Below are 23,328 nucleotides of genomic sequence, written 5' to 3' on the forward strand. Positions count from 1 at the left end.
TCTTATATTCAGAAAAATAACACCGCATGCTCTATCATGCTTTTAAAGAATATGCAGTCTCTGTGCCATTGGCTTTTGACGCCTAATCACGGGGGCTTCGAGGGGGAAGGGCTGTGGTGGGAGAGGGCAAACTGTTGATCAGCTGTTTATGGTGCAACAGCTTTTATATATCAATAAAGAATAAATAAAGAGATATATATTCCTTTTAATATCTTCGTCGATGGCGCATTTTGAGGGCCTGCGCATTCGTGCGGATTGACCCAACAGCCTGAAGGAAAGCCGACATGACCATTAAAGCCATCAATGTGCGCAACCAGTTCAAGGGCGTGATCAAGGAAATCCTGCAAGGGGAAGTGGTGTCGGAAATCGACGTGCAGACCGCGTCCGGCATCGTCACATCGGTGATCACCACCCGTTCGGTGCGTGACCTGGAATTGAAAGTAGGCAGTGAAGTGATTGCCTTTGTGAAGTCCACCGAAGTGTCCATCGCCAAGTTGTAAATGACAGCCCCCGCACTCAGGCGGGGGCTGGCATGACTCAAGCGATCTTCGGGCCACTGCCACCCGGTGGATGCGGCTGCGGTCTCTCCGGCGGCGCATCCGTCGGCAGGCTCTTGGGTTTCTCGTTCGGGTCCTTGTAGCCCTTGTGCAAGCCGCCATCCAGGCGGTTGCTCGACGAGCCGCCTTTTTGTGGCGTCTGGTCGAAGTGTTCCCACTCCGATTGCTGGAAGCGGAAGATGCTGTCGTCGGTCGGCGCGTCACGGCCACCGTAATGGTGGATTTCGTAGTGGGCGTATTCGACCTTGTCGGCCCAGTTGTCCTGCAACAGACCGTCGCCCGCCAGGTCGCGGTACCAGTCGTTTTCCTTCTCGGTGGCCTTCTGCTTTTTGTTGTGGTCGACAAAGTAGCCGATGATCCCGCCGACCACCGCCAGCACCACACCCACCAGGAACAACGGCCCGGTCAACGCCGCCGCCGTGCCCGCGCCAAACAGGGCCGCAGCCCCCAGTACCCCGGCCGATGCACCGAACGCACCGCCGGCCACTTGCAGGCCGCCGGCCGCCTGGGCCAAGGGGTCTTTGTCCTTCACGCCGCTCTTGATCGCCAGTGCGCCCAGTACGATGTCGGCAAAACCGCCGGCAATGTCCGTGGCCGGGCCCAGCACCTTGATCACGGAACCGGCGATCTTCGCCGATTTGGACGCGCCGAGCTTGGCCGCGCCCGCAGCGGCCAGGCCGTCATCCAGGTGGGTGGCCAGGCCTTCGGTGGCCTCGGTGACGGCCTTGTCGCCCTCGCCGAACATCTTGGCGATGCCGTCGTACTGGCTGTCCGGCACCGCATCGAGGGCCGTGGCGATCTTGGCTTTGACATCCGAGGGCAGTTCGCTGACGCGGAATTCGAAGTTCGGCTCCTGCATGCCGGTCTTGCCCCAGATCTCCGGCAGAGTCTTGTCCAGCCCGAGGAAATCCACCAGGCCGCCTTTGCCCAGGCTCTCGCCGATCTTGTCGCCCAGGCGCACAAAGTGGCTGGAGCCGCCGGCAAAACTCAGGAAGTCCTTGGCGATGGTCATGCGTTGCGCTGGGGTTTCGCCGAGCTTGCCGCCTTTGCCCACCAGTTGGTAAATCCCGGAAAACAGGCTCACACCGGCGCCCAGTGAACCGAGGATGCCTTTGCTGTTGAGGGTGTTGAACACCTCGCCGAGCATGCCGCGATCGGCCACCGGAATGTAGGGTTTGCTCAGGGCGGTTTTCAGGTCGGCTTCGCTGATCACGCCGTTTTTCTGGTACACGGCGCCCAGCTCTTCCAGGGCCTTGGTGACAGCGGCGGATTTTTCCTTGCCTTGCAGGCCTTCGTTAAGGAATTTCTCCAGGGTTTCCTGGGTGCGGCGCGGCAAGTCCAGCACGTTGCCCTTGAGCACGCCTTTGAGCAGGCCGAACAGGTCCTTGGTCGCCAGCTCCTTGTTCTCGTCGGAGATTTTGCTCGGGTCCGACAGAATGGCATTCAGGTCGGTGGTCAAGCCGTCCGCCTGGATGTTCTGCGCGGCTTTGCTGGCGGCCGCCGGGTCGAACAGCGACAGCGACGTCAGGGTGTCGCTGAGGTCTTTCTGCGCCTCGTAGGTCTTGCCCTGGCTTTGCAGGTCCTTGAGGTACAGCACGTAGTCCGGGTTGGAGGTGAGGTCGAGCAGCTTCTGTTTGATCTCGTCCTTGTTCGGCAGCTTGTTGATCGCCTCGTCCATCTTCGACTTATAGTCGGCCTGCACGGTGGGGTCGTTGAACAGTTCGCCGATCTGCTTCTGCACGGCCTTGCCGTCGATGATGTCGTGCATGTCGGCCGAGGTCAGCTCGGTCTGCTTGTCATCGAACTCGCGCCAGGTCGTGCCGAATGGGCGCTTGGCTTCTTCGTAGCCGGTGATGCCATGGCCGTTCTGGTACGCGGCTTGCGCTTCGAGGGCCCGGACCAGCTTCGCACGCGGGTCGTCCTTGGGGATCGAGCCGTTCTTCACGCCTTCGCGGTAGGTGTCGATCAGTTGCGTGGTGGCCAGCTCGCTGACGCTGAGGGTCGGCGATTTGTCGTCCTTTTCATCGGCGTGCACGCCGGTGTCCAGGTTCAGCACATCCAGGTCGTCGGCCTTGGGCAGGTTGTGCTTGGCGCGGGTATCGTCCACCGAGCTGGCGCTCCAGGCTTCCCATTTGGCCGCCACGTCGTCGTAGAGCTGCGGGCTGAGCTCCTTGGAGACGATCACCTTGCCTTCGCTGGTTTCATAGCGGATCAGGCCGTCGCCCAGTTCATCCGGGGAGCCGAAGGTGATATCGGTGTTTTTCAGGAAGTCATTCGGCCCGGCCAGCTTGTAGCCTTCGCCCTCGCTGGTGTGGATCTTGGCCCAGGTGTCATTGGCGGTGGCGACGCTCTTGAACAGCTCGGGGCTGACGTCGGACGACACCACCACCTTGGTGCCGTCATGCAGCTCGTAGGTGAGGATGTGGTCTTTCTGGTCGTTGTTCCAACTGAAGTTCTTGTAGTCGTTCAGGCCCGGCAACGGGGTGTTGGCATCGGCCAGTACCGCGCCGTTGTTCAGTTCGCCTTCCACCACGGCTTTCTTGCCGGGGTCGGTGTAGACCGCGTGCAGGCCTGCCAGGTAGTCGAACAGCTTGGGGTTGTCGTCGCGGGCCACCACCATTTTCTGGCCGTTGCTTTCAAAGCGGATCAGGCCCGGGCCGACTTCATCCACAGGGCCCACCGTGGTACCCGCGTAGGGCGGCCACACTTCATTGTCGCTGGCGCGCTTGTACCCGGCGTCTTCACTGCTGGACAGGCCGGTAAAGCTGGCATAGGCGTCCTTGGCTTTCTGGAAGGCTTCGGGGTTGTCACGCTGGCTGATGACGACCTTGGTGCCGTCCTGGGTCTCGTAGCGGATCACACCCGGTCCGGTTTCATCCGGTGGGCCGAGGGATTTGTAATCGGCGAGTTTGCCCGGCGCAGTGCCGTCGGCGCCGAGGCTCTGGTAGCCGGCATTCTGGCTGGCGACCACGCCGGTCAGTGCCTTGAAATCCTGGCTGACCTGCTTGAACAGCTCGGGGCTGTCCTGTTCGCTGACGATGATTTTCTTGCCGTCCTGGGTCTCATAGCGAATCAACCCGGGGCCGACTTCATCGGGCGGGCCGATGGCCTTGTAGTCGGCCAACGTCTCTGGCGGCGTGGCATCCTTGGCGGCCAACTCATAGCCGTCTTTTTTACTGGCCTCCAGCCCCGATGGTGTCTTGTCCTGGGCCTCGACCTTTTTGTTGTTGGCGCTTTGCTTGAGCAACGCATGGAACTGCGTGCCTGACTTGGGCGGCGTGCGGGGGAGGACTTTGGGGTCGGACGAGCGATCGAGGGGCTGGGTCGTCATGCCATGAAACTCCTGCTGTTACCGGTGGGGCGTATCGGCAAAAACAGTAACAGCAGGCGTTCGGCACGCGTTGCGAAAAATTGTGAATTAGGCTTGGCGGTGACGCAGGGCGCGCTCCATGCGCTGCAAGCCTTCCTCCAGCATCGCCCGTGGGCAGCCGAAGTTAAGGCGCACGAATTGCTGGCTGTCGTCACCGAATTCGATCCCTGCGCTCAAGCCAACCTTGGCCTGTTCCAGGAAGAACTGCTGCGGGTCATCCAGGCCCAACGCGCTGCAATCCAGCCAGGCCAGGAAGGTGCCTTGCGGCGCGTGCATGACCACGCCGGGCAGGCGGGTCTGCACGGCGTCGAGCAGGTAGTCGCGGTTGGCTTGCAGGTACTGCACCAAGGCATCGAGCCAGTCGGCGCATTCACTGTAGGCGGCGCGGGTGGCTTCCAGGCCCAGGGGGCTGACGCTGTCGACCATGCCGCACCGGGCCTGGTTGAAGCGCTCGCGGATCTCGGCGTTCTGCACCACGGCAAAGCAGGTCTTCAGGCCGGCGACGTTATAGGCCTTGCTCGCCGACATCAGCGTGATGGTGCGCTGGGCAATCTCGGGGCTGAGGCTGGCGGTGGGGATATGGCGACGACCGTCAAAGCACAGCTCGGCGTGGATTTCGTCGGAGATGATCAACGCGCCGTGTTCCAGGCAGGCATTGGCCACGGCCAGCAGTTCATCGCGAGGGAAGACTTTGCCCATAGGGTTGTGCGGGTTGCTCAACAACAGCGCGCCGGCGCCGGTCAGCGCCTGGCGCATTGCTGGCATTGGCGTGAGGTATTCACCGTTGACCCACTCGAACGGCACTTCGATGCGCGGCAGGTTCCAGTGCCCCGGCGCCAGGCGGATCGGCCGGTAGTTGGGGGTTTGCAGCACCACCGGCTGGCCCGGCTCTACAAATGCATGCAGCGCCATATTGAAACCCGGCTCCACACCCGGCAAAAACAGCAACTCATCCGGCTGCACGCGCCAGGCGTACTTGTTCCACAGGTCGGCAATGATCGCCTCGCGCACATCCGGCCCCGCGACGCTGTAGCCCAGCACCTGTTGGTCGAGGCGTGCGTGCAGGGCCTTCAGCACGGCGGGTGGGGCGGCGATGTCCATGTCGGCGATCCACATCGGCAAAACGTCTTGCGGGTAGCGGTTCCACTTGGTGCTGCCGGTGCCGAGGCGGGGGTGGATCGTGTCGAAATCAAAGCTCATGGGGGGCTCGTATCAGGGCGTCAGGCGCAGGAATGGCGCTGATTCTAGCGCCATTATTTTTATAGGCCAGAGCTGATTGCGAGCGACAGTTGCCGGTGCGCCTGTTCCAGCGCGCGATTGACCGCTTCTTCACCGCGCACCATGGCCGGCAGGTACACAAAATCTACCGACTCAATACCCACCGTCGCCAGGATCGCGGTCATGTACGGGGTAAGGAAGTCCGGTTCATGGCCTTTGCGGGCGTTACCCGAGCTGACCAGCACAAAGGTGCGCCGGTCCTCCAGCAAGCCGACCTTGGCCAATTGCGCATTCACCGTAAAGCTGCGCTGGATGCGCACCACGTGGTCGATCCAGGCCTTGAGCGCCGCCGGCACGGTGAAATTGTGCACCGGGGTGCACAGGATCAGCAGGTCGCAGGCTTCCAGTTCCACGATCAACTGTTCCGAGAGTGCCGTCGCCTTGCCGCTCAAGCCCCCCGCTGTGGTGAGTGCGTTGGCATATTCACGGGTCAGCGGCGGCAGCGCCTGGCCGCCATAGTCACGCTCGGTCACCTCGGCATCCGGTACCAGGTCGCGCAGCAGGGCACGGGCCAGTTTGAAGGTCTGCGCGGCTTTACCGTGGGGGCTGAAACCGAGGAGCAGGGCGCGAGTCATTGGCTGAGGTCCTGGGAAAAGTGCATGCCCAGGGGCAACAGGCCCTGGCGGAAATAGAAGCGTTGGGCCAGGGCCATGTGCATGCCGGTGTCCAGCACCAGCCAGCGATAGCCGTGGGCGCGGGTTGCGTCACGCACGTGGTCAAGCAGTCGTTCACCGAGGCGGCGCCGCTGCAACGTGGCGTCTACCACCAGGTCATCGACGTAGATAAAGCGGCCATACAGGGTGTTCTCGGTCAACCGGTAGCCGGCCAGGCCGATCACCTGGCCGTGTTCCCGCGCGGCGAGCAGGCGATACCCGTTTTGCCGTTGGCGCTGGACTTGCTCGGCGAACGCCTTGGCGTCGGTGAGGTGCGGGCGCAGCTGCTGCATCACTGCAAAGCTGGCGACGCAATCGGCCTCGGTTTCCATCTGGACGAACTCGACGTGTTCATTCATGGCCGTGGTTCTCCAGGTGAGCCTTGATTGCCGCCGGCACTTTGCGAAAGCTGATGGCGACACGATTGAGGGCGTTCATCAAGCCGATGGCCAGGGTCAGGTCGGCGAGTTCCTTGTCGCTGAACACCGCCGCGACCTGTGCGTAATCCGCATCCGGCACCTGGGTTTGCGCGACCGGCGTCACCACTTCGGCCCAGGCCAGGGCGGCCTGCTCACGCGGGGTGTACAGCGGCAGACCTTCGCGCCAGGCGGCCAGCAGCATGATTTTTTCCAGGCTTACGCCCAGCTTGAGCAGGTCGCGGGAATGGCTATCCAGGCAATAGGCGCAGCCGTTGAGTTGCGAGACTCGCAGGTACACCAGGTCGATCAGTTCTTTTTCCAAGCCGCAGCCGTGGATATAGCTGTGCACCGAGCCCAGGGCTTTATAACCGGCGGGGGCGGCCAGGGCGTAGTCGAGACGGTGTTTCATGGGCGATCCTTATTGCGGTGAAGAGATGCGCCATTTTCGTGGCTGGCCAGGTGGCCTGACAGGGGCATGATTGGACAAGTGGGTTGGGACATGATCAGACTTCGGCCTGTCTTCCCGCCGAGCCACTTGCGATGTCGTCGCTGCCCAAATACCAGGAAATCTACCGGCGTTTTCGCCAGGCCATCGACCAGGGCCAATTGCGCGCCGGCGAGCGCGTGCCCTCGGTGCGGGCGCTGGCCCAGGAGCTCAAGGTGGCGCGGGGCACGGTGGAGGCGGCGTATCAACTGCTGGTCAGCGAAGGTTTCTTCGAGGCGCGCGGGCAAGCGGGGACCGTGATTGCCGAGGCGCTGCCGCAGGTGTCGGTGAAACCCATGCCGGTTGCGCTGCCGGTGACTTCAGGCCCTCGGCCGTTGCAAATGGGCCTGCCCGCCCTGGATGCGTTCCCCCGCAAATTGTGGGCACGCCTGGTGACCCAGCAAGTGCGCCGCACCGATGCGGACAGCCTGGCGATGGGCGACGTGCGCGGCACCCAGGCGCTGCGTGTGGCGATTGCCAGCTACCTGGCGTTGTATCGCGGCGTGGAGTGCACGCCCCAGCAGGTGTTTGTGTGTGCCGGGTATGCGGGCGGCCTCACCCTGGTCTGCGAAACGCTGGCGATGGCGGGGCAGCGCTGCTGGTTCGAAGATCCCGGGTACTTGCATGCGCGGCAGTTGTTGAGGCATCGCGGTGTGGAACTGGTGCCGGTGCCGGTGGATCGCGATGGGCTGGATGTCGCGCAGGGCATTGCACGGGGGCGTGGGGCGCGACTGGCGATAGTCACCCCGGCGCATCAGAGCCCCTTGGGTGTGGCGTTGAACCCGCTGCGGCGGCAGGCCTTGCTGGAATGGGCGCGAGAGCAGGGCAGTTGGGTGGTAGAGGATGACTATGACAGTGAATTTCGCTATCGCGGGCAGCCGTTGGCGGCGCTCAAGAGCCAGGATACGGATGACCGAGTGATCTATGCCGGAAGCTTCAGCAAGATGCTGTTCCCGGGGTTGCGCTTGGGGTATCTGGTGGTGCCTGTGTCGTTGGTGTCGGCGTTTGAACGTGCGGCCGAGGCGTTGCAGCAGCGTGGGGCGCAGTTGTTGCAATTGACTGCGGCGGATTTTCTCGAGCAGGGGCATTTCACCCGGCATTTGAAGAAGATGCGCCTGTTGTATGCGCAGCGCAGGGCGTATCTGGTGGAGGCGTTGCGCGTGCATTGTGCGGGGTATCTGCGGGTGGATGAGCAGGCGGGCGGGATTAATTTGCTGGCGCGGTTGGTGGTGGATGTGCCGGACCTTGTCGTGGCTGAGGCCGCTGGTAGAGCGGGGTTGGCGGTGCAGGCACTGTCTTCCTGGACGCTTGAGACTGGGCGGGGGCAGGGGGTGTTGATGGGGTTTACCAATGTGGCTTCTATGTCGGATGCGGTGGGGATTGTAGTGGTTTTGCGTGAGGTGATTGATAAGTGCATAACCGTTGACCAATAACGGATATGTACTCAACGCTGAGCGACTGAAAAAGAATGCGCTCCCACGCAAGGTGAGAGCGCCCGGCCGGTCAGTGCTTGACCGGCGTCGGCAGGGTCACGAGGTTGACGTAGCCATCCCGGAATTTCTTCTGGTCGACACCGAACACCACCTTGGCCTTCTGCGTGCCTATCAAGAAGCCTTGCATGGTGGTTCATCCGGAATAATTGGGGTTATCAGCGGTTCACCAGTTTCGCCGGCAAGGCGATGACCAGGAAGCTGCTGAGAATCAGGCAGCCGGCGAAAAACCACAAGGCACCCGCGCTGCTGCCTGTGACGTCAATCGCAACGCCCATCAACGAGTTGCTCACCAGACCGGCAATATTCGCCACCGAACAGGCCAGGGCAAAGCCGGTGGCCGCCGCGGTGCCTTTGAGGAACGTCGCCGGCAGGCTGAAAAACACCGGCACCGCGCCGATGATCGCCGCCGAAGCAATTGCGAACAGCGCCACGGTAGCCGCTACGTTATGGGTGAAGAAGGTGCTGGTGGCCATCGCCGCCGCGCCGATGAAGAACGGCACGATGATGTGCCAGCGGCGTTCGCGGTGTTTGTCGGAACTGGCGCCGATCAACAGCATGCCGAGCAGGGCGGCGACGCTCGGCAAGGCGGTGAGCACACCGATATGGAAGGTGTCGGTGACCCCGGCGTTGCGGATGAACGTCGGCATCCAGAAACCCATGGCGTAGGCGCTGAGCAGGATCGAGAAGTCGATACCGCCGAGCATCCACACCTTGAGGTTGAAGAACCCGTCGCGGAAGCTGTGCTTGCTGGCGGTGCCATCGGCGTCGTCCTTGTGCAGTTCGGTTTCCAGCAGGGCCTTTTCCTCGTCCGACAGCCATTTGGCTTGCTGGTAGGTGTTGGGCAGCGCCCAGAAGGTCAGCACGCCGAGCAATACGCTGGGCACCGCCTCGATCAGGAACAGCCACTGCCAGCCGCGCAGACCGCCGATGTGGTCGAAGTGACCCATGATCCAGCCGGACAGCGGGCCGCCGATCACGCTGGACAGCGGCAGGCCGATCATGAACAGCGCGATGATGCGCCCACGTCGGTGGGTGGGGAACCAGGTGGTCAGGTAGTACAGCACGCCCGGTAGAAAGCCCGCTTCGGCCGCGCCGAGCAAAAAGCGCAGGATGTAGAACTGGGTGGTGGAGGTGACCAGCATGGTGCAGGCCGAGAGCAGGCCCCAGGTGATCATGATGCGCGCGATCCAGATCTTCGCGCCGACCCGTTCCAGCACCAGGTTGCTTGGCACTTCAAAGATGATGTAGCCGACAAAGAACAGGCCGGCACCGAGGCCGAACGCGGTTTCGCTGAACTGCAACTGGTCGAGCATCTGCAATTTGGCGAAACCGATATTGATCCGGTCCAGATAGGCGGCCAGATAACAGAAGCACAGGAACGGAATCAGTTTCCAGGTGATCTTGTGGTAAAGCGTGTTGACGGGATCGGCGACCGTGGTCGCCGGCGCTGCATTCGCAATGGGCATGGGGTGTCTCCTGGCGGTGACTTATGGTTTTTATACAGCCGCTTTTGTTCCAGCACTTCGGAGTGCTGTAGAAGCGACGTCCAAAGGCAGTGTCAGAAGACTGGGGCGTGTACCCCAGTTTTAGGCGAGACCGCACTCTATGGCGCGATTCTCGGTACCGTTTATTGCTCCCTGAATTTGCGCATTGCCTCCTGCTTGCTCACCACGTCGCCATACTTGCTGTCGATATCGAACAGATTGGCTTCATGGGGGGCCGGGTGCCGGTCGCCGACGCATTCGCGCACGACGATGGTGCGAAACCCGTGTTGCACTGCATCCACCGCTGTGGCGCGGATGCAGCCGCTGGTGGAACACCCGGCCAGTACCACGGTGTCGATGCCCTGTGCATGCAGCATCGGCGCCAGGCTGCTGCCGAAAAACGCACTGGCGTACTGTTTGGTGATCACCACTTCATCGGCCTGGGGCAGTACCTCGGCGCAGAACGCGGCCAGTGGGTTGCCTTCGACCATGTCTTTCATCACCGGGGCCTTCTTGACCCATATGCCTCCATCCAGGAAATGGCCGGGATGGTAGCGGATATTGGTGTGGACGACTGCAATCCCGTGCTGGCGCGCGCTGGCCAGCAGCTCCACGCTTTCAGCCACGGCTGTGACCACACCCGGCGCGAACAGCGGCGCGCCTTCGGTGGTGTAGCCTTGCATGAAATCGATCATCAACAGCGCGGCCTTTTTGCCAAAGCCGATGCGGTTGCCCCATACGCCCTGGTAATTGGCGTCGGCGGATTGTTCGCTCATCGTTTAACCCCCTCATTTCTGGACAGTGCACTTACCTTGTGGCGAGCGGGCTTGTCCCGCGTTGGAGTGCGTAGCGCTCCCGCTTTTTTTTGGGCCGCTTCGCAGCCCAACGCGGGGCAAGCCCGCTCGCCACAACTTGCCCGCTTGCCACAGAAGCCCGCTCGCCACACATTAATAGGCGCCGGAGAGCAGGGCTCCCGCGCCGGGTACGATGGGCTCCAGGTCCAGGGCCTTGAGCATGGCGTAGGTGGTGGCGATAGCGGCGGTGAGCACCGGCTTGCCGGTTTGCGCCTCGACCTTGGCCACCACCGGCAGCGACTGCATCTGCACGCAGGCGGACAGCACGATCACGTCGACACCTTCCAGGTTCATGCCGGCGACGATGGCCGGCAGGTTGGCCGGGTCGTGGCGGGCCACTTCGAGGTTGTCGGGGATCTCCAGGGCGCGCCAGTCCACCACATCAAAGCCTTCTTCGCGGATGTAGTTCACCACCAGTTCGGTCAACGGCTTCATGTACGGTGCAACAATCGCGATGCGCTTGGCGCCCATGACTTTCAGGCCTTCGATCAAGGCGCCGGCGCTGGTGATGACCGGGGCGTTGGCATCGTTGTCGGCAGTGGCCTTGCGCAGGCGTTGTTCGGAGTTGCGGTGATACCCCAGCCCCATGGCCATGATCGCCACCAGGCACGCATAACCCAGCACGTCTACCTTGGCGTCGGACAACTCGACGGCGCAACGGTCGGACTCACCGTCCATGGCCGCCAGTTCTTCCTTGCGCACCTGCTTCATGCGCATGCGGCTGGAGTGAAAGGTAAAACGCTCGGGACGGATCGCCTGGCGCGCGGTGAGCATCGCCGGGATTTCGGTTTCCATGGTGGTGTTGGAGCTCGGCACGATCTGGCCGATGCGGTAAGGCTTCTGCATGGTGGTCTCCGTTTTTATTGTGTGAGGAAGTCGCCGAGGGCGTGGAAGAAACCGTCGAAGTCATCCCACGGAATCATGTGCCCGGCGTTGGGTACGCGGGCGACCTGGATGCGCGGTTGCAGGCCCTGGATTTCGGCAATGTCCTCATCGAGGATCACCCCGCCGCGACCGGCCACCATCAACAGGGCAGGGGCCTTGAGGTGGGGCAGGTCCTGGTGGAAATCCACGGTGTGGAAATCATTGAAGGCGCGCACGATGGCGGGCTCAAAACAGGTGTGCAGCCATTCGGCACGCAGTTGCAGTTGTTCGTCGGTCCAGGTGGCACAGAAGGCGCGCATCGCCTCGGCATCCATGCCGACCAGGGATTGGCGGATCGAATCCACGTACCACGGCAGTTTGCTCGGGTACTCACGCCGACCCGGGCCAGACACCGGCGGGTCGATCAGCACCACGCGCTTCACGCCCTGCGGATGTTTGACCGCACTGCGCAAGGCAAAACGGGCGCCCATGGAATGGCCCATCAGGTGATAGCTGTCCAGGTTCAGCGCATCGGCAAAGGCACCGATGTCGTCGGCGCAGGTGTCCGCGCTGTAGTCGAGTTCGGGGCCGGTGGAGGACAGCCCGCGACCGCGCACGTCCAGCACATAGGTGTCGAACTGTGCGCCCAGGCGCTCCGCGACGAACCCCCAGGTGATCGCCGGGCTGGTGATGCCCGGGATCAGGATCAACGCCGGGCCTTTGCCGCCGTAACGCAAGTAATGCTGGCGAATGCCGTTGGCCTGCACGTTGCCACCGTAGAGGAAGGTGCTCACGCGGCCACCCCCGATTTCAGTTCCTGGGCGTACAGGTCATAGCCGTAGACCCAGGCCGGGTCTTCCTGGGTGCGCAGCCAGGTGTTGGCGTTGGACACTGCCTGCACCCGGGAGGCACGTTCCTTGCGGTTGGCTTCGTACAGCTCGAAGGCGGTGCGGTAGTCGCTGATGCCGGTTTCCTGCAGGCAGCGGGTGAGCATGGCGGCGTCTTCGATGGCCATGCCGGCGCCCTGGGCCATGTGCGGTTTCATCGGGTGACAGGCGTCGCCGAGCAATACCAGGCGACCACGGCTCCACAGCGGCAGTGGGTTGCGGTTGCGCAGCGGCCATTTGGTCACGCTGTCGGTGGATTCGATCAAGGCTTGCACAGTGGGGTGGTAGCCCTTGAAGGCGTCGAACATCTCTTCGCGGCTGCTGTCGACGAACGCGCCCTGGAAGTCCCATTCAGCGTGGGGTACGCCGGTCACGTAGTAGTACTCGTCGCGTTTGCCGGTGGTGTAGTAGACCATCATGTGGCGGTCCTCGGTCCACCACTTGATGCAGTCTTCGAACTTCAAGTCGTACTTGGCGAGTTGGTCGCCACGGATCAGTGCGCGGTGTGCGACCCAGCCGCTGTACAGCGGTTTTTCCACGCCCAGCAGTTCTTCGCGGATCTTGGAATTGATGCCGTCGGCGCCGATCACGATGTCGGCGTAGGTCACTTGGCCGTCGGCGAAGGTCAGGCGCACCTGGGTGTCGGTTTCCTCAAGGCTTTCCAGGCGCTTGTTGAAGTGCAGGGTGCCGGGCTTGAGGGTGGACATTTGCAGCGCATGCAGGTCGCCACGGTGCACCGTGATGTAGGACGCGCCGTAGCCGGTGAGCGGGATGCGCGAGAGGTAGTCGCCGGTTTCGCCGCAGCGGCTGAACCAGTGCTCGGGGTGCGAGCCCATCAGGTCCAACTGCTTTTCGATGCCCATGCGGCGAAAGATTTTCATGATATTGGGGCCCATGTGGATCCCCGCGCCCAATCGGGAAAACTCCGACGCCTGCTCATATACATCCACGTCGAAGCCGGCTTGCTGCAACAGGGTGGCAGCGGCGGCACCGCCCAGGCCTGCGCCGACGATGGCGATTTTTTGCGTGCTTCCCATGGGGCGTATTCCTCTGTCTTTGTGATTTTCGGTAGCGTCTGTCCGCAAGGTTTTTAAAGTGTATACGCTCATTTTTTGAAATGGGAAGCCTGTCTCTGAAAATTTATTTTCTGGCCGTACGGCTCCTGTGTAACGGTATGTAGCCAATTAACATTGGAGTTGTTCCGATAGGTAACGTTGTGGCGCGCCGCTTGCAGTCTGTTCGCAATTCGGGTCTTATCGTTATTAAATGGCGTATACGCTATAAAAGTGCACTAGAGTGAAGCGCAGTGCCTGAACTTGGTGCGGGCCCACAGGAGACAGGAAAATGCCGGTAAGCGATTGCGAATTGACCCAGATGTTCGAGCACGTGTTGAAGCTGTCCAGGGTCGACCCGACCCAGAGCGTCGCCGTGCTCAAGAGCCATTATTCCGACCCGCGCACCGTGCGCGCCGCGATGGACGCCGCGCAGCGCCTGGGGGCCAAGGTGTATGCGGTGGAGTTGCCATCGTTCAACCATCCCAAGGCCATGGGCAACGACATGACCGCCTACTGCGGCGACACCGCGCTCACCGGTAATATCGCCGCCCAGCGCGCCCTGGAGGCGGCGGATCTGATCGTCGACACCATGATGCTGCTGCACTCGCCGGAGCAGGAGCAGATCCTCAAGACCGGCACGCGCATTCTGCTGGCCGTGGAACCTCCGGAAGTGCTGGCGCGCATGCTGCCCACCGAAGAGGACAAGGTGCGTGTGCTGGCGGCCGAGCAGTTGTTGAAGAAGGCGCGTTCGATCCATGTCAAATCCCGCGCCGGCAGTGACTTCCGTGCCGCCCTGGGGCAATACCCCTGCGTGACCGAATACGGCTTTGCCGATGAACCGGGGCGCTGGGACCACTGGCCCAGCGGTTTCCTGTTTTCCTGGCCCAACGAAGAAACCGCCGAGGGCGTGCTGGTGCTGGACATCGGCGACATCCTGCTGCCCTTCAAGACCTACACCCGCGAGAAGATCACCCTGGAGATCGAGAAGGGCTTCATCACGAAGATCCACGGGGGGTTCGAGGCCGAGTACCTGCGTGACTACATGAAGTACTTCAACGACCCCGAGGTGTACGGCATCTCCCATATCGGCTGGGGCCTGCAGCCACGGGCGCAGTGGACCGCCATGGGCCTGCACGACAAGAACGACGGCATGTGCATGGATGCGCGGGCGTTCTATGGCAATTTCCTGTTCTCCACCGGGCCGAACACCGAAGTCGGCGGGACACGCAAGACGCCGTGCCATATGGACATTCCGCTGCGCAATTGCGATGTGTACCTGGATGATGAGGCCGTCGTGATTGCAGGGGATGTGGTTGCCCCAGCAGGCTCCCTGGCCCGCTGATTAACCCGTGTGGGAGGGGGCTTGCCCCCGATGGCGGAGGAGCAGCTGGAAATTAGCTCGCTGATACACCGCCATCGGGGGCAAGCCCCCTCCCACATGTAGACTACATTCGAGCATGAGAAACTTGAGTGCATCCAACAACGAAGCCATCATGCTTCCCCATCGCCAGCCATCCACCGAGCCAAGCCGTGCCTGATTCCTACGTCTTTTCTGAACAAGTTGGCCACCTGCTGCGCAAGGCCTACCAGCGCCACCTGGCGATCTTTCAGCAGAATGTCGGCGACTCACAGCTCACCGCCGTGCAGTTCGTGACCCTGTGCGCACTGCGCGATCACGGTGCAAGTTCGCTGACCGAGTTGGTCAAGGCGACTGCGGTGGACCAGGCGACCATCCGTGGGATCGTCGAGCGGCTCAAGGCCAAGGCACTGATCAGCCTGGAACCGGACCCGCAGGACAAGCGCAAGGTGGTGGTGGACCTGTCCCCGGCAGGCGCCGAACTGGTCGCCCAGACCACGCCCCGTGCCGCGCAGATCAGTGAATTGACCATGAGCAATCTCAACCCCGCCGAACGGGTGGCGGTGCTGTTCCTGCTGCGCAAGATGATTGACGATCCCCAGGACTGATTGGGGTGGGCGCGCCCCCCCCTCACCACAACATCCTCTGGCACCGATCTTGCTCTAAGTTCGTGTAGTAATCACTTCACCAGTCAAGTGTGTCGCGAGGCCCCAGGTCCGCGACGCTTTTTTTTGACTGTTTCATGTAGTGGGTACTTCATCAACTGTTACGGGCGAAGCACATGATCAGCCAGCACATCACAGTAGCGCTTGAGGTCAACGGGCAAACACACGAAGTCAGCGCCATGGCGGACACGCCGCTGTTGCTGGTGCTGCGCAATGACCTGGAACTCAATGGTCCCAAATATGGCTGTGGCCTGGGGGAGTGCGGTGCCTGCACCGTGATCATCGATGGGGTGGCGGCGCGCGCCTGCGTGTTTCCGTTGTCGGGGACCGTGGGCCGCGAGATTGTCACCCTCGAAGGCCTGGGCACGCGCCAGGCGCCGCACCCGGTGCAACAAGCCTTTATCGACGAGCAGGCCGCGCAATGTGGCTACTGCCTCAACGGCATGATCATGACCGCCAAGGCCTTGCTCGACCGTAACCCCAACCCCAGCGAAGCCCAGGTGCGCAACGAGCTGTCGGGCAACCTCTGCCGCTGCGGCACCCATATCGAAATCCTGCGCGCCGTGCTGCGTGCGGCCCGCCTGATGACCGTGGAGTGATGACCATGCCGAACATTCCGCTTTCCCGTGACCAATGGCTGGCCAAGGCCGGTGTCCTGTTGATCGTCGATGATGTGCTGCCGCCCTCGGGGCCGGTGGCCAAGGGTGGCACGCCCACGGTCAAGCCCAAGGAGCTTGGGCTGTTTATTGCGGTCAACGATGACGGCCTGGTGTATGCGTTCAACGGCCATGTGGACCTGGGCACCGGCATCCGTACGTCGCTGGCGCAGATCGTGGCCGAGGAACTGGACCTGGCGATGGACCAGGTGCAGATGGTGCTTGGGGATACCGAGCGCGTGCCCAACCAGGGCGCGACGATTGCCAGCGCTACGTTGCAGATATCAGCAATCCCCCTGCGCAACGCGGCCGCCGAAGCCCGGCGTTTTCTGTTGGCGCGGGCAGCGGGGCGCTGGGGCGTGAGTACAGCCGGCCTGAAAGTGGATGCTGGCGTTATTCAAGCGCCGGATGGGCGCACCACCACCTATAGCGAACTGGTCAGCGGCCAGCACGACCAACTGCGCATCAGCGGCGACGCGCCGCTAAAGGCCACTGAGGACTATCGCTTGGTGGGCAAGGGCGCCGCACGGGTGGATATCCCCGGTAAGGCCACCGGTGAGCTGACTTACGTGCACGACATGCGCGTACCGGGCATGCTCCATGGCCGGGTGATCCGCCCACCGTATGCGGGGCTGGATTGCGGCGATTTTGTCGGCAACAGCCTGTTGAGCGTGGATGAGTCGTCCATCGCCCATATTCCCGGCATTGTTGCGGTGGTGGTCATCCGCGATTTTGTCGGCGTGGTCGCGTTGCGTGAGGAGCAGGCGATCAAGGCCGCCAGCGCCTTGCAGGTGCACTGGAAACCCTGGAACAACGCCTTGCCGGACATGCGTGATGTCGAGCAGGCCATCCGCGACAACCCTCGCGTGCGCCGCACCGTGCTTGACCAGGGCAATGTCGATGAAGCCCTGGCGGGTGCCAGCCAGCGCATGCCGCGCAGTTACCTGTGGCCGTACCAGATGCACGGCTCGATCGGCCCCTCCTGTGGCGTGGCGGATTACTCGCCGGCCGGCAGCCGGGTGTGGTCGGGCAGCCAGAACCCGCACCTGCTGCGCGCCGACCTGGCGTGGCTGTTGGAGTGTGATGAGGCGCTGATCGATGTGATCCGCATGGAAGCCGCCGGCTGTTATGGGCGCAATTGCGCGGATGATGTGTGTGCCGATGCCTTGTTGCTGTCCCGTGCAGTCGGCAAACCGGTACGCGTGCAATTGAGCCGTGAACAGGAACACCTGTGGGAGCCCAAGGGCACTGCGCAGTTGATGGATGTGGATGGCGGCCTGAACGCCGATGGCAGCATTGCCGCCTACGACTTTGAAACCAGCTACCCCTCCAACGGCGCGCCAACCCTGGCGTTGTTGCTGACCGGCCGCGTGGAACCGGTGGCGGCGATGTTTGAGATGGGCGACCGCACCTCGATTCCGCCCTACGACATCGACAACATGCGCGTGAGCATCAACGACATGGCGCCCATTGTGCGCGCCTCGTGGATGCGCGGCGTGTCGGCGTTGCCCAACACCTTTGCCCACGAATCCTATATCGATGAACTGGCCTTCGCCGCCGGTGTCGACCCGGTGGAGTATCGCCTGCGCTACCTCAAGGACGAACGCGCCATCGACTTGGTCAAATCCACCGCCGAGCGCGCCAATTGGGCCCCGCGCACCGCGCCGATGCAGACCGCCAATGAGGACCACCTGCTGCGTGGCCGGGGCTTTGCCTACGCGCGCTACATCCACAGCAAGTTCCCCGGTTTCGGCGCGGCGTGGGCGGCGTGGGTGGCGGACGTGGCCATCGACAAGCAGACCGGCGATGTGTCGGTGACCCGCGTGGTGATCGGCCATGACTCGGGGATGATGATCAACCCGACCGGGGTGCAGCATCAGATCCACGGCAATGTGATCCAGTCCACCAGCCGTGTGCTGAAAGAGCGCGTGACCTTTGAAGAATCGACGGTGGCGAGCAAGGAGTGGGGCGGTTACCCGATCCTGACCTTCCCTGAAGTGCCGCAGATTGACGTGATGATGATGCCGCGCCAGGACCAGCCGCCCCTGGGCGCCGGTGAGTCGGCATCGGTGCCCAGCGCGGCGGCGATTGCCAATGCGATCTACGACGCCACCGGCATTCGTTTTCGCGAGTTGCCGATCACCCCGGAGCGGGTGTTGGCGGCGCTGAATGCCGGCACCCTGGGCGAGCCGGCCAAGTCGCCGGAGAAACGGCGCAAATGGTGGTTCGGCGCGCTGTTCGCCACCCTGGGCGCGGTGCTGGCGACGGCCTGGCCATTCCACAATGAAATCGCCCCGATTGCGCCGCCCAGCGCCGGCACCTGGTCCAAGGCCACTCTGGAACGCGGGCGCTTGCTCGCGGCAGTCGGCGATTGCGCGGTGTGCCATACGGCGCCGGGCGGCGCGACCAATGCCGGTGGGCTGGCGATGCAAACCCCCTTCGGCACGCTGTACAGCAGCAATATCACCCCGGACGTGGAGACCGGCATCGGTGCCTGGTCGTACCCGGCGTTCGAGCGTGCGATGCGCGACGGTATCGGCCGCGACGGGCGCAACCTATACCCGGCGTTTCCCTACACGGCGTTCCGTAATATCAACGATGCGGACATGCAGGCGCTGTACGCCTACCTGATGTCCCAGGCGCCGGTGAGTCAGGCGCCGACGCCGAATGCCATGGGCTTTCCGTTCAACATCAGGCCGTTGATGGCGGGGTGGAATGCACTGAACCTGCGACGTGGCGAAATCACCCCGCAGCCGGAGCGTGGCGAGCAATGGAATCGTGGCAACTACCTGGTCAATGGCCTGGGGCATTGTGCGGCCTGTCATTCCCCTCGCAATGTGATGGGAGCGGAGAAGGGCGGCAAGGCGTTCCTGGCCGGGGGCATGGTCGATGGATGGGAAGCACCGGCACTGACCGGCCTGTCCAAGGCGCCGACGCCATGGACCGAAGACCAGTTGTTCACCTATTTGAGTACCGGCTATTCCGACGCCCATGGCGTGGCCGCAGGTCCGATGGGACCGGTGGTGAGTGAATTGTCCAAACTGCCCAAGGCGGATATCCGCGCCATGGCGGTGTACCTGGCGTCGCTCAATGGCGAAGCCGCAGCCGAGGCCCAGGTGGCGGCCGCCGTCAGCGTGCCGAATCCCAATGGCCGACGCGTATTTGAAGGTTCATGCAAGGCCTGCCATGCCGAGGGGCTGGGGCCGAAGCTGTTTGGGGTAAGCCCGTCGCTGGCGACCAATACCAATGTGCACAGCGACCAGCCGGATAACTTGATCAAGGTGATTCTGCAAGGCATCAGCCACCCGGCGACCAAGGACCTGGGGTATATGCCGGGATTCAAGGACAGTCTGTCGAACAGCCAGGTGGCGGATCTGGCGGCGTATCTGCGCGGGCAATTTGCGCCGAATGCGCCGCAGTGGAAGGGGTTGGAGCAGAAGGTGGCGCATCTGCGCGCCAACCCCGGCACCCATTGACGCAATGGGGTAAAACATGTGGGAGGGGGCTTGCCCCCGATGGCGGTGCATCAGCCAGCCTATGTTTAGCTGACCCACCGCTATCGCGGGCAAGCCCTCTCCCACAGTTGGATTCGGTTCTTACAGGGAGGTCGGGGTGACGCCGCGTACCACTAAATCGCTGATAAACCCCAGCCAATCCTGCTGCTGCCCTTTGTTCGCCAGGTCTTCACCGAGGAATGAGCTGAGGGTATGCCGGTTGGAGTTATAGAAGTAGCAGAGCGAGGCGATCATCAGGTACACGTGCTTGAGGTCGACATCCTGGCGAAACACGCCCTGGGCCTGGCCGGCTTCGATGATCGGCTTCAAGACGCCCACGGCCTCCCCCGACAACCTGCGCATCTCGCCGGATTGCTGGGCATGCTTGCCCTGGTGCAGGTTCTCGATGCTCAGGATCGCCACGAATTCCGGGTGCTTGACGTAGTAATTCCAGATAAACGCCACCAGGTCGCGCAGGGCCTGCTCCGGTGCGCCCAGGTCCAGCTTGAGCTTGCTTTCGGCTTGGTTGAACTGCTCATAGATGTGTTCCAGCACGCAGACGAACAGGTGTTCCTTGCTGCCGAAATAGTAATAAAGCATGCGGTCGTTGGAGTCGGCTTCCTTGGAAATGCTGTCGACGCGCCCGCCGGAATAACCGTCACGGGTGAACACCTTGACCGCCGCCTGGAGGATGCGCGCGCGGGTCTGGTCGGCCTGTTGGGCGCGAATGCCGGTCTTCTTGATCACCATGTCAGAGCGCCTTGCAGGACAGTCAGGGCGCGAAATATAGCATGGGCTTTTTCACGTCCGTTCCATGACCGACAAGTTCTGTAATAAAAACGCCATTGCGCTGGGGATTAAATCCGCAACGGGCTATTTTGGTGCGTCTCAATAACTAGAGTAGCCATGGATGAAATACCAACCTTTCAGCCGTACCTTGATTGCCACCGCCCTGGTGTTGACCGTCAGTGGTGTGCAGGCCGCTTCCCAGGCCCCGGTGGCCGGTGAAAACGGCATGGTGGTAACGGCCCAGCATTTGGCCACTCATGTGGGGGTAGACGTGCTCAAGGCCGGCGGTAATGCGGTCGACGCTGCTGTGGCCGTGGGCTATGCGCTGGCGGTGGTGTACCCGGCGGCGGGTAACCTGGGCGGCGGCGGTTTCATGACCGTGCAACTGGCGGACGGGCGCAAGACCTTCCTCGACTTCCGCGAAAAAGCCCCGTTGGCGGCGACCGCCGACATGTACCTGGACAAGGACGGCAACGTCATCGACGGCCTCAGCGCCAAGGGCCACCTGGCTGTCGGCGTCCCCGGCACCGTGTCGGGCATGGAACTGGCGCTGAGCAAATACGGCACCCTCAAGCGCGCCCAGGTCATCGCCCCGGCGATCAAGCTGGCGGAAAACGGCTTTGCCCTGGAGCAGGGCGATATCGACCTGCTGCACACCGCCACCGGCGAATTCGAAAAAGACAAGGACATGCGCGCAATCTTCCTGCACAACGGCCAGCCGATGCAGGTCGGCCAGAAGCTGGTGCAGAAAGACCTGGCCAAGACCCTCAAGGAAATCTCGGCCAAGGGCAGCGATGGTTTCTATAAAGGCTGGGTGGCCAAGGCGCTGGTGGATTCCAGCCAGGCCGGCAAGGGCATCATCACCCAGGCGGACCTCGACAAGTACAAGACCCGCGAACTGGCACCCATCGAGTGCGACTACCGTGGCTACCACGTGGTCTCGGCACCGCCTCCAAGCTCGGGTGGCGTAGTGATCTGCCAGATCATGAACATTCTCGAAGGCTACCCGATGGCCGACCTGGGCTATCACTCGGCCCAGGGCCTGCACTACCAGATCGAAGCCATGCGCCACGCCTACGTGGACCGCAACAGCTACCTCGGCGACCCGGACTTCGTGAAGAACCCGATCGAGCACCTGCTGGACAAAAACTACGCAGCCAAACTGCGTGACGCCATCGAACCGCAAAAAGCTGGCGATTCCCAGGCGATCAAGCCGGGCGTGTCGCCCCATGAAGGCAACAACACCACTCACTACTCCATCGTCGACAAGTGGGGCAACGCGGTGTCGGTCACTTACACCCTCAACGACTGGTTCGGTGCGGGCGTAATGGCGAGCAAGACCGGGGTGATCCTCAACGATGAAATGGACGACTTCACCGTCAAGGTCGGCGTGCCGAACATGTACGGCCTGGTCCAGGGTGAAGCCAACGCCATCGCACCGGGCAAGGCGCCGCTGTCGTCGATGAGCCCGACCATCGTGACCAAGGATGGCAAGGCGGTGATGGTGGTCGGTACGCCGGGTGGCAGTCGCATCATCACGGCGACCTTGCTGACCATCCTGAATGTCATCGACTACAAGATGAACATCCAGGAAGCCGTGGACGCACCGCGTTTCCACCAGCAGTGGATGCCGGAAACCACCAACCTCGAGCGGTTTGCAGTGAGCCCGGATACCCAGAAGATCCTCGAAAGCTGGGGCCACAAGTTTGCCGGCCCGCAGGATGCCAACCACCTGGCGGCGATCCTGGTGGGCGCGCCGTCCCTGGATGGCAAGCCGGTGGGTAACAACCGCTTCTATGGGGCGAATGACCCGCGTCGCAATACGGGGCTGTCGTTGGGCTACTGAGGCGTGAGGTGGTGATGCAGGTGGGCCAGGGACAGCGCCAGGCTGTCGTGGGATAACTGGATGGCGGCGGCTTCGGCGCTGCCCTGGGCCGCCGGTATCACTCGTTCGAACATGTGGTTTTCATAGGCCTGCACTGCTGATGAGCAGTCGGGTGTCTCCAGCAGGTGCCGCGCCAGTTCGGCCGCATCCAGCATCGCCGCGTTCACCCCTTCGCCGCCAAACGGCGACATCAGATGGGCCGCATCGCCGATCAGCGTCAACCCCTGGCGGTGGGACCAGCGATGGCCGACGGGCAGGGCGTGGATCGGTCTCGCCAGTAGCGTCTCGTTCGCCGCATCAAACAATGCCAATACCTGCGGGTGCCAGCCATGGAACTGGGCTTTCAGTGCGGGCAGGCTGAGGTGATCGGCGCACCAGTCTGAAGGCACGCGAAAGATCGCATAGCCGCGCAAATGCGCGTTGGCGTTGCGCTGCACGATGATCGCCCTGGCTTCGCCGGCAACCTGCAGGGTGCCTCGGCCGACCAGTGCGGCGAGGTGCGGGTGCTGACGGTCTGCATCGTCGATGCCGAACTCGATGAAGGTCAACCCGCTGTATTGCGGCTGATAGGTCGACAGCAGCGGGCGTATTTTCGACCAGGCGCCGTCGGCACCCACCACCAGGTCGAAGGGGCCGTGGGTGAGGGCGCCTTGATGCAGTGTCCAGCGTTCATCACCGGTCGGGCGAACGTCGGTGACGCTGACACCCCAGCTCACACAGTCTGGCGGCAGTGAGTCCAGCAGCGCCTGGCGCAAGGCGGTACGGTCGACTTCAGGGCGGTCGCCCGCGTCCGGGTTGGGGGCTTCGAACAGCAAGCGACCGTGCTGATCCATCAAGCGCGAGCCTTGGTCTTCGTAACGGGCGATGCGTTTGAATGCATCCTCCAGGCCGGCACGCTGCAAGGCGAGTTGGCCGGATTCGGCATGCAGGTCCAGCGTGCCACCTTGTGGGCGCTCCAGCGGGCTGCGTTCACGTTCAAATACGCTGGCGTGGACGCCATGGCGGTAAAGGATTCGCGCCAAGGTCAACCCGCCGGGGCCGGCGCCGACGATGGCGATGCGCAATGAGGTATTCATGAAATTGT

Annotated in this window: 19 protein-coding genes and 1 pseudogene; 7 read left to right on the plus strand and 13 right to left on the minus strand. The window is 62.5% G+C overall.

The window, feature by feature from the left end:
• The first annotated feature begins 284 nt into the window (after positions 1 to 284).
• A complete protein-coding gene (locus BMX59_RS07580) occupies positions 285 to 500 on the plus strand; it encodes a TOBE domain-containing protein (protein ID WP_060752785.1) in 216 nt (71 codons plus the stop codon).
• Between the two features lie 37 nt (positions 501 to 537).
• On the opposite strand, the gene BMX59_RS07585 is transcribed toward BMX59_RS07580, so the two are convergent.
• From BMX59_RS07585 to BMX59_RS07605, 5 genes are all read right to left on the minus strand, one after another.
• Positions 538 to 3,888 carry a hypothetical protein gene (locus BMX59_RS07585; protein ID WP_092250248.1) on the minus strand — a complete coding sequence of 1,117 codons (3,351 nt, stop codon included), beginning with the start codon at positions 3,886 to 3,888 and terminating at the stop codon, positions 538 to 540.
• 87 nt (positions 3,889 to 3,975) lie between these two features.
• Entirely contained in the window at positions 3,976 to 5,127 is a 1,152-nt protein-coding gene (locus BMX59_RS07590) for a MalY/PatB family protein (protein ID WP_093120925.1), read from the minus strand.
• 59 nt (positions 5,128 to 5,186) lie between these two features.
• The gene (locus tag BMX59_RS07595; protein ID WP_078048273.1) at positions 5,187 to 5,780 is read right to left on the minus strand and encodes an FMN-dependent NADH-azoreductase; all 594 of its coding nucleotides are present in this window, start codon (positions 5,778 to 5,780) and stop codon (positions 5,187 to 5,189) included.
• Positions 5,777 to 6,217 carry a GNAT family N-acetyltransferase gene (locus BMX59_RS07600; RefSeq protein ID WP_093120926.1) on the minus strand — a complete coding sequence of 147 codons (441 nt, stop codon included), beginning with the start codon at positions 6,215 to 6,217 and terminating at the stop codon, positions 5,777 to 5,779. The genes BMX59_RS07595 and BMX59_RS07600 overlap by 4 nt, the downstream gene beginning before the upstream one ends.
• On the minus strand, positions 6,210 to 6,686 hold the full coding sequence (locus tag BMX59_RS07605; RefSeq protein WP_093120927.1) for a carboxymuconolactone decarboxylase family protein: 477 nt from the start codon (positions 6,684 to 6,686) through the stop codon (positions 6,210 to 6,212). The genes BMX59_RS07600 and BMX59_RS07605 overlap by 8 nt, the downstream gene beginning before the upstream one ends.
• Before the next feature lie 131 nt (positions 6,687 to 6,817).
• Here BMX59_RS07605 and BMX59_RS07610 point away from each other — a divergent pair, with 131 nt between their 5' ends.
• Positions 6,818 to 8,194 carry a MocR-like pyridoxine biosynthesis transcription factor PdxR gene (locus tag BMX59_RS07610; RefSeq protein WP_093120928.1) on the plus strand — a complete coding sequence of 459 codons (1,377 nt, stop codon included), beginning with the start codon at positions 6,818 to 6,820 and terminating at the stop codon, positions 8,192 to 8,194.
• Between the two features lie 70 nt (positions 8,195 to 8,264).
• Here BMX59_RS07610 and BMX59_RS30055 read toward each other — a convergent pair.
• The 6 genes and pseudogenes from BMX59_RS30055 to BMX59_RS07635 form a co-directional block, all read right to left on the minus strand.
• Positions 8,265 to 8,378 (minus strand): annotated as a pseudogene (locus BMX59_RS30055) (nucleoside hydrolase); the annotation flags it as partial.
• 31 nt (positions 8,379 to 8,409) lie between these two features.
• On the minus strand, positions 8,410 to 9,720 hold the full coding sequence (locus BMX59_RS07615; RefSeq protein ID WP_071489532.1) for an MFS transporter: 1,311 nt from the start codon (positions 9,718 to 9,720) through the stop codon (positions 8,410 to 8,412).
• Positions 9,721 to 9,881: 161 nt separating this feature from the next.
• Positions 9,882 to 10,514, minus strand: coding sequence for an N-carbamoylsarcosine amidohydrolase (locus BMX59_RS07620; protein ID WP_058426134.1), 633 nt, complete (start codon positions 10,512 to 10,514; stop codon positions 9,882 to 9,884).
• A gap of 171 nt (positions 10,515 to 10,685) precedes the next feature.
• Positions 10,686 to 11,438 (minus strand): maleate cis-trans isomerase family protein, encoded by a 753-nt coding sequence (locus BMX59_RS07625; protein WP_016977977.1) that lies wholly within the window; start codon positions 11,436 to 11,438, stop codon positions 10,686 to 10,688.
• Between the two features lie 14 nt (positions 11,439 to 11,452).
• Positions 11,453 to 12,250, minus strand: coding sequence for an alpha/beta fold hydrolase (locus BMX59_RS07630; protein ID WP_093120929.1), 798 nt, complete (start codon positions 12,248 to 12,250; stop codon positions 11,453 to 11,455).
• A complete protein-coding gene (locus BMX59_RS07635; RefSeq protein ID WP_092250233.1) occupies positions 12,247 to 13,380 on the minus strand; it encodes an FAD-dependent monooxygenase in 1,134 nt (377 codons plus the stop codon). Before BMX59_RS07635 ends, BMX59_RS07630 begins: the two co-directional genes overlap by 4 nt.
• 307 nt (positions 13,381 to 13,687) lie before the next feature.
• Here BMX59_RS07635 and BMX59_RS07640 point away from each other — a divergent pair, with 307 nt between their 5' ends.
• From BMX59_RS07640 to BMX59_RS07655, 4 genes are all read left to right on the plus strand, one after another.
• Positions 13,688 to 14,740 (plus strand): 2,5-dihydroxypyridine 5,6-dioxygenase, encoded by a 1,053-nt coding sequence (locus tag BMX59_RS07640; RefSeq protein ID WP_093120930.1) that lies wholly within the window; start codon positions 13,688 to 13,690, stop codon positions 14,738 to 14,740.
• A 188-nt stretch (positions 14,741 to 14,928) separates the two neighbouring features.
• Entirely contained in the window at positions 14,929 to 15,363 is a 435-nt protein-coding gene (locus tag BMX59_RS07645) for a MarR family winged helix-turn-helix transcriptional regulator (protein WP_092250227.1), read from the plus strand.
• A 173-nt stretch (positions 15,364 to 15,536) separates the two neighbouring features.
• Positions 15,537 to 16,019, plus strand: a complete 483-nt coding sequence (locus BMX59_RS07650) for a (2Fe-2S)-binding protein (protein WP_071488450.1) — start codon at positions 15,537 to 15,539, stop codon at positions 16,017 to 16,019.
• Positions 16,019 to 19,552 (plus strand): molybdopterin cofactor-binding domain-containing protein, encoded by a 3,534-nt coding sequence (locus BMX59_RS07655; protein ID WP_093120931.1) that lies wholly within the window; start codon positions 16,019 to 16,021, stop codon positions 19,550 to 19,552. Before BMX59_RS07650 ends, BMX59_RS07655 begins: the two co-directional genes overlap by 1 nt.
• A gap of 120 nt (positions 19,553 to 19,672) precedes the next feature.
• Here the strand turns inward: BMX59_RS07655 and BMX59_RS07660 are convergent, their stop codons facing one another.
• Entirely contained in the window at positions 19,673 to 20,320 is a 648-nt protein-coding gene (locus tag BMX59_RS07660) for a TetR/AcrR family transcriptional regulator (protein ID WP_093120932.1), read from the minus strand.
• A gap of 160 nt (positions 20,321 to 20,480) precedes the next feature.
• On the opposite strand from BMX59_RS07660, the gene ggt reads away from it, so the two are divergent.
• Entirely contained in the window at positions 20,481 to 22,205 is a 1,725-nt protein-coding gene (gene ggt, locus BMX59_RS07665) for a gamma-glutamyltransferase (protein WP_071488448.1), read from the plus strand.
• Here ggt and BMX59_RS07670 read toward each other — a convergent pair.
• A complete protein-coding gene (locus BMX59_RS07670) occupies positions 22,199 to 23,320 on the minus strand; it encodes an FAD-dependent oxidoreductase (protein WP_093120933.1) in 1,122 nt (373 codons plus the stop codon). The genes ggt and BMX59_RS07670 overlap by 7 nt on opposite strands.
• Positions 23,321 to 23,328 lie beyond the last annotated feature (8 nt).

This window comes from Pseudomonas sp. NFR09 (assembly GCF_900111535.1).
Taxonomy (GTDB): Bacteria; Pseudomonadota; Gammaproteobacteria; order Pseudomonadales; family Pseudomonadaceae; genus Aquipseudomonas; species Aquipseudomonas extremorientalis.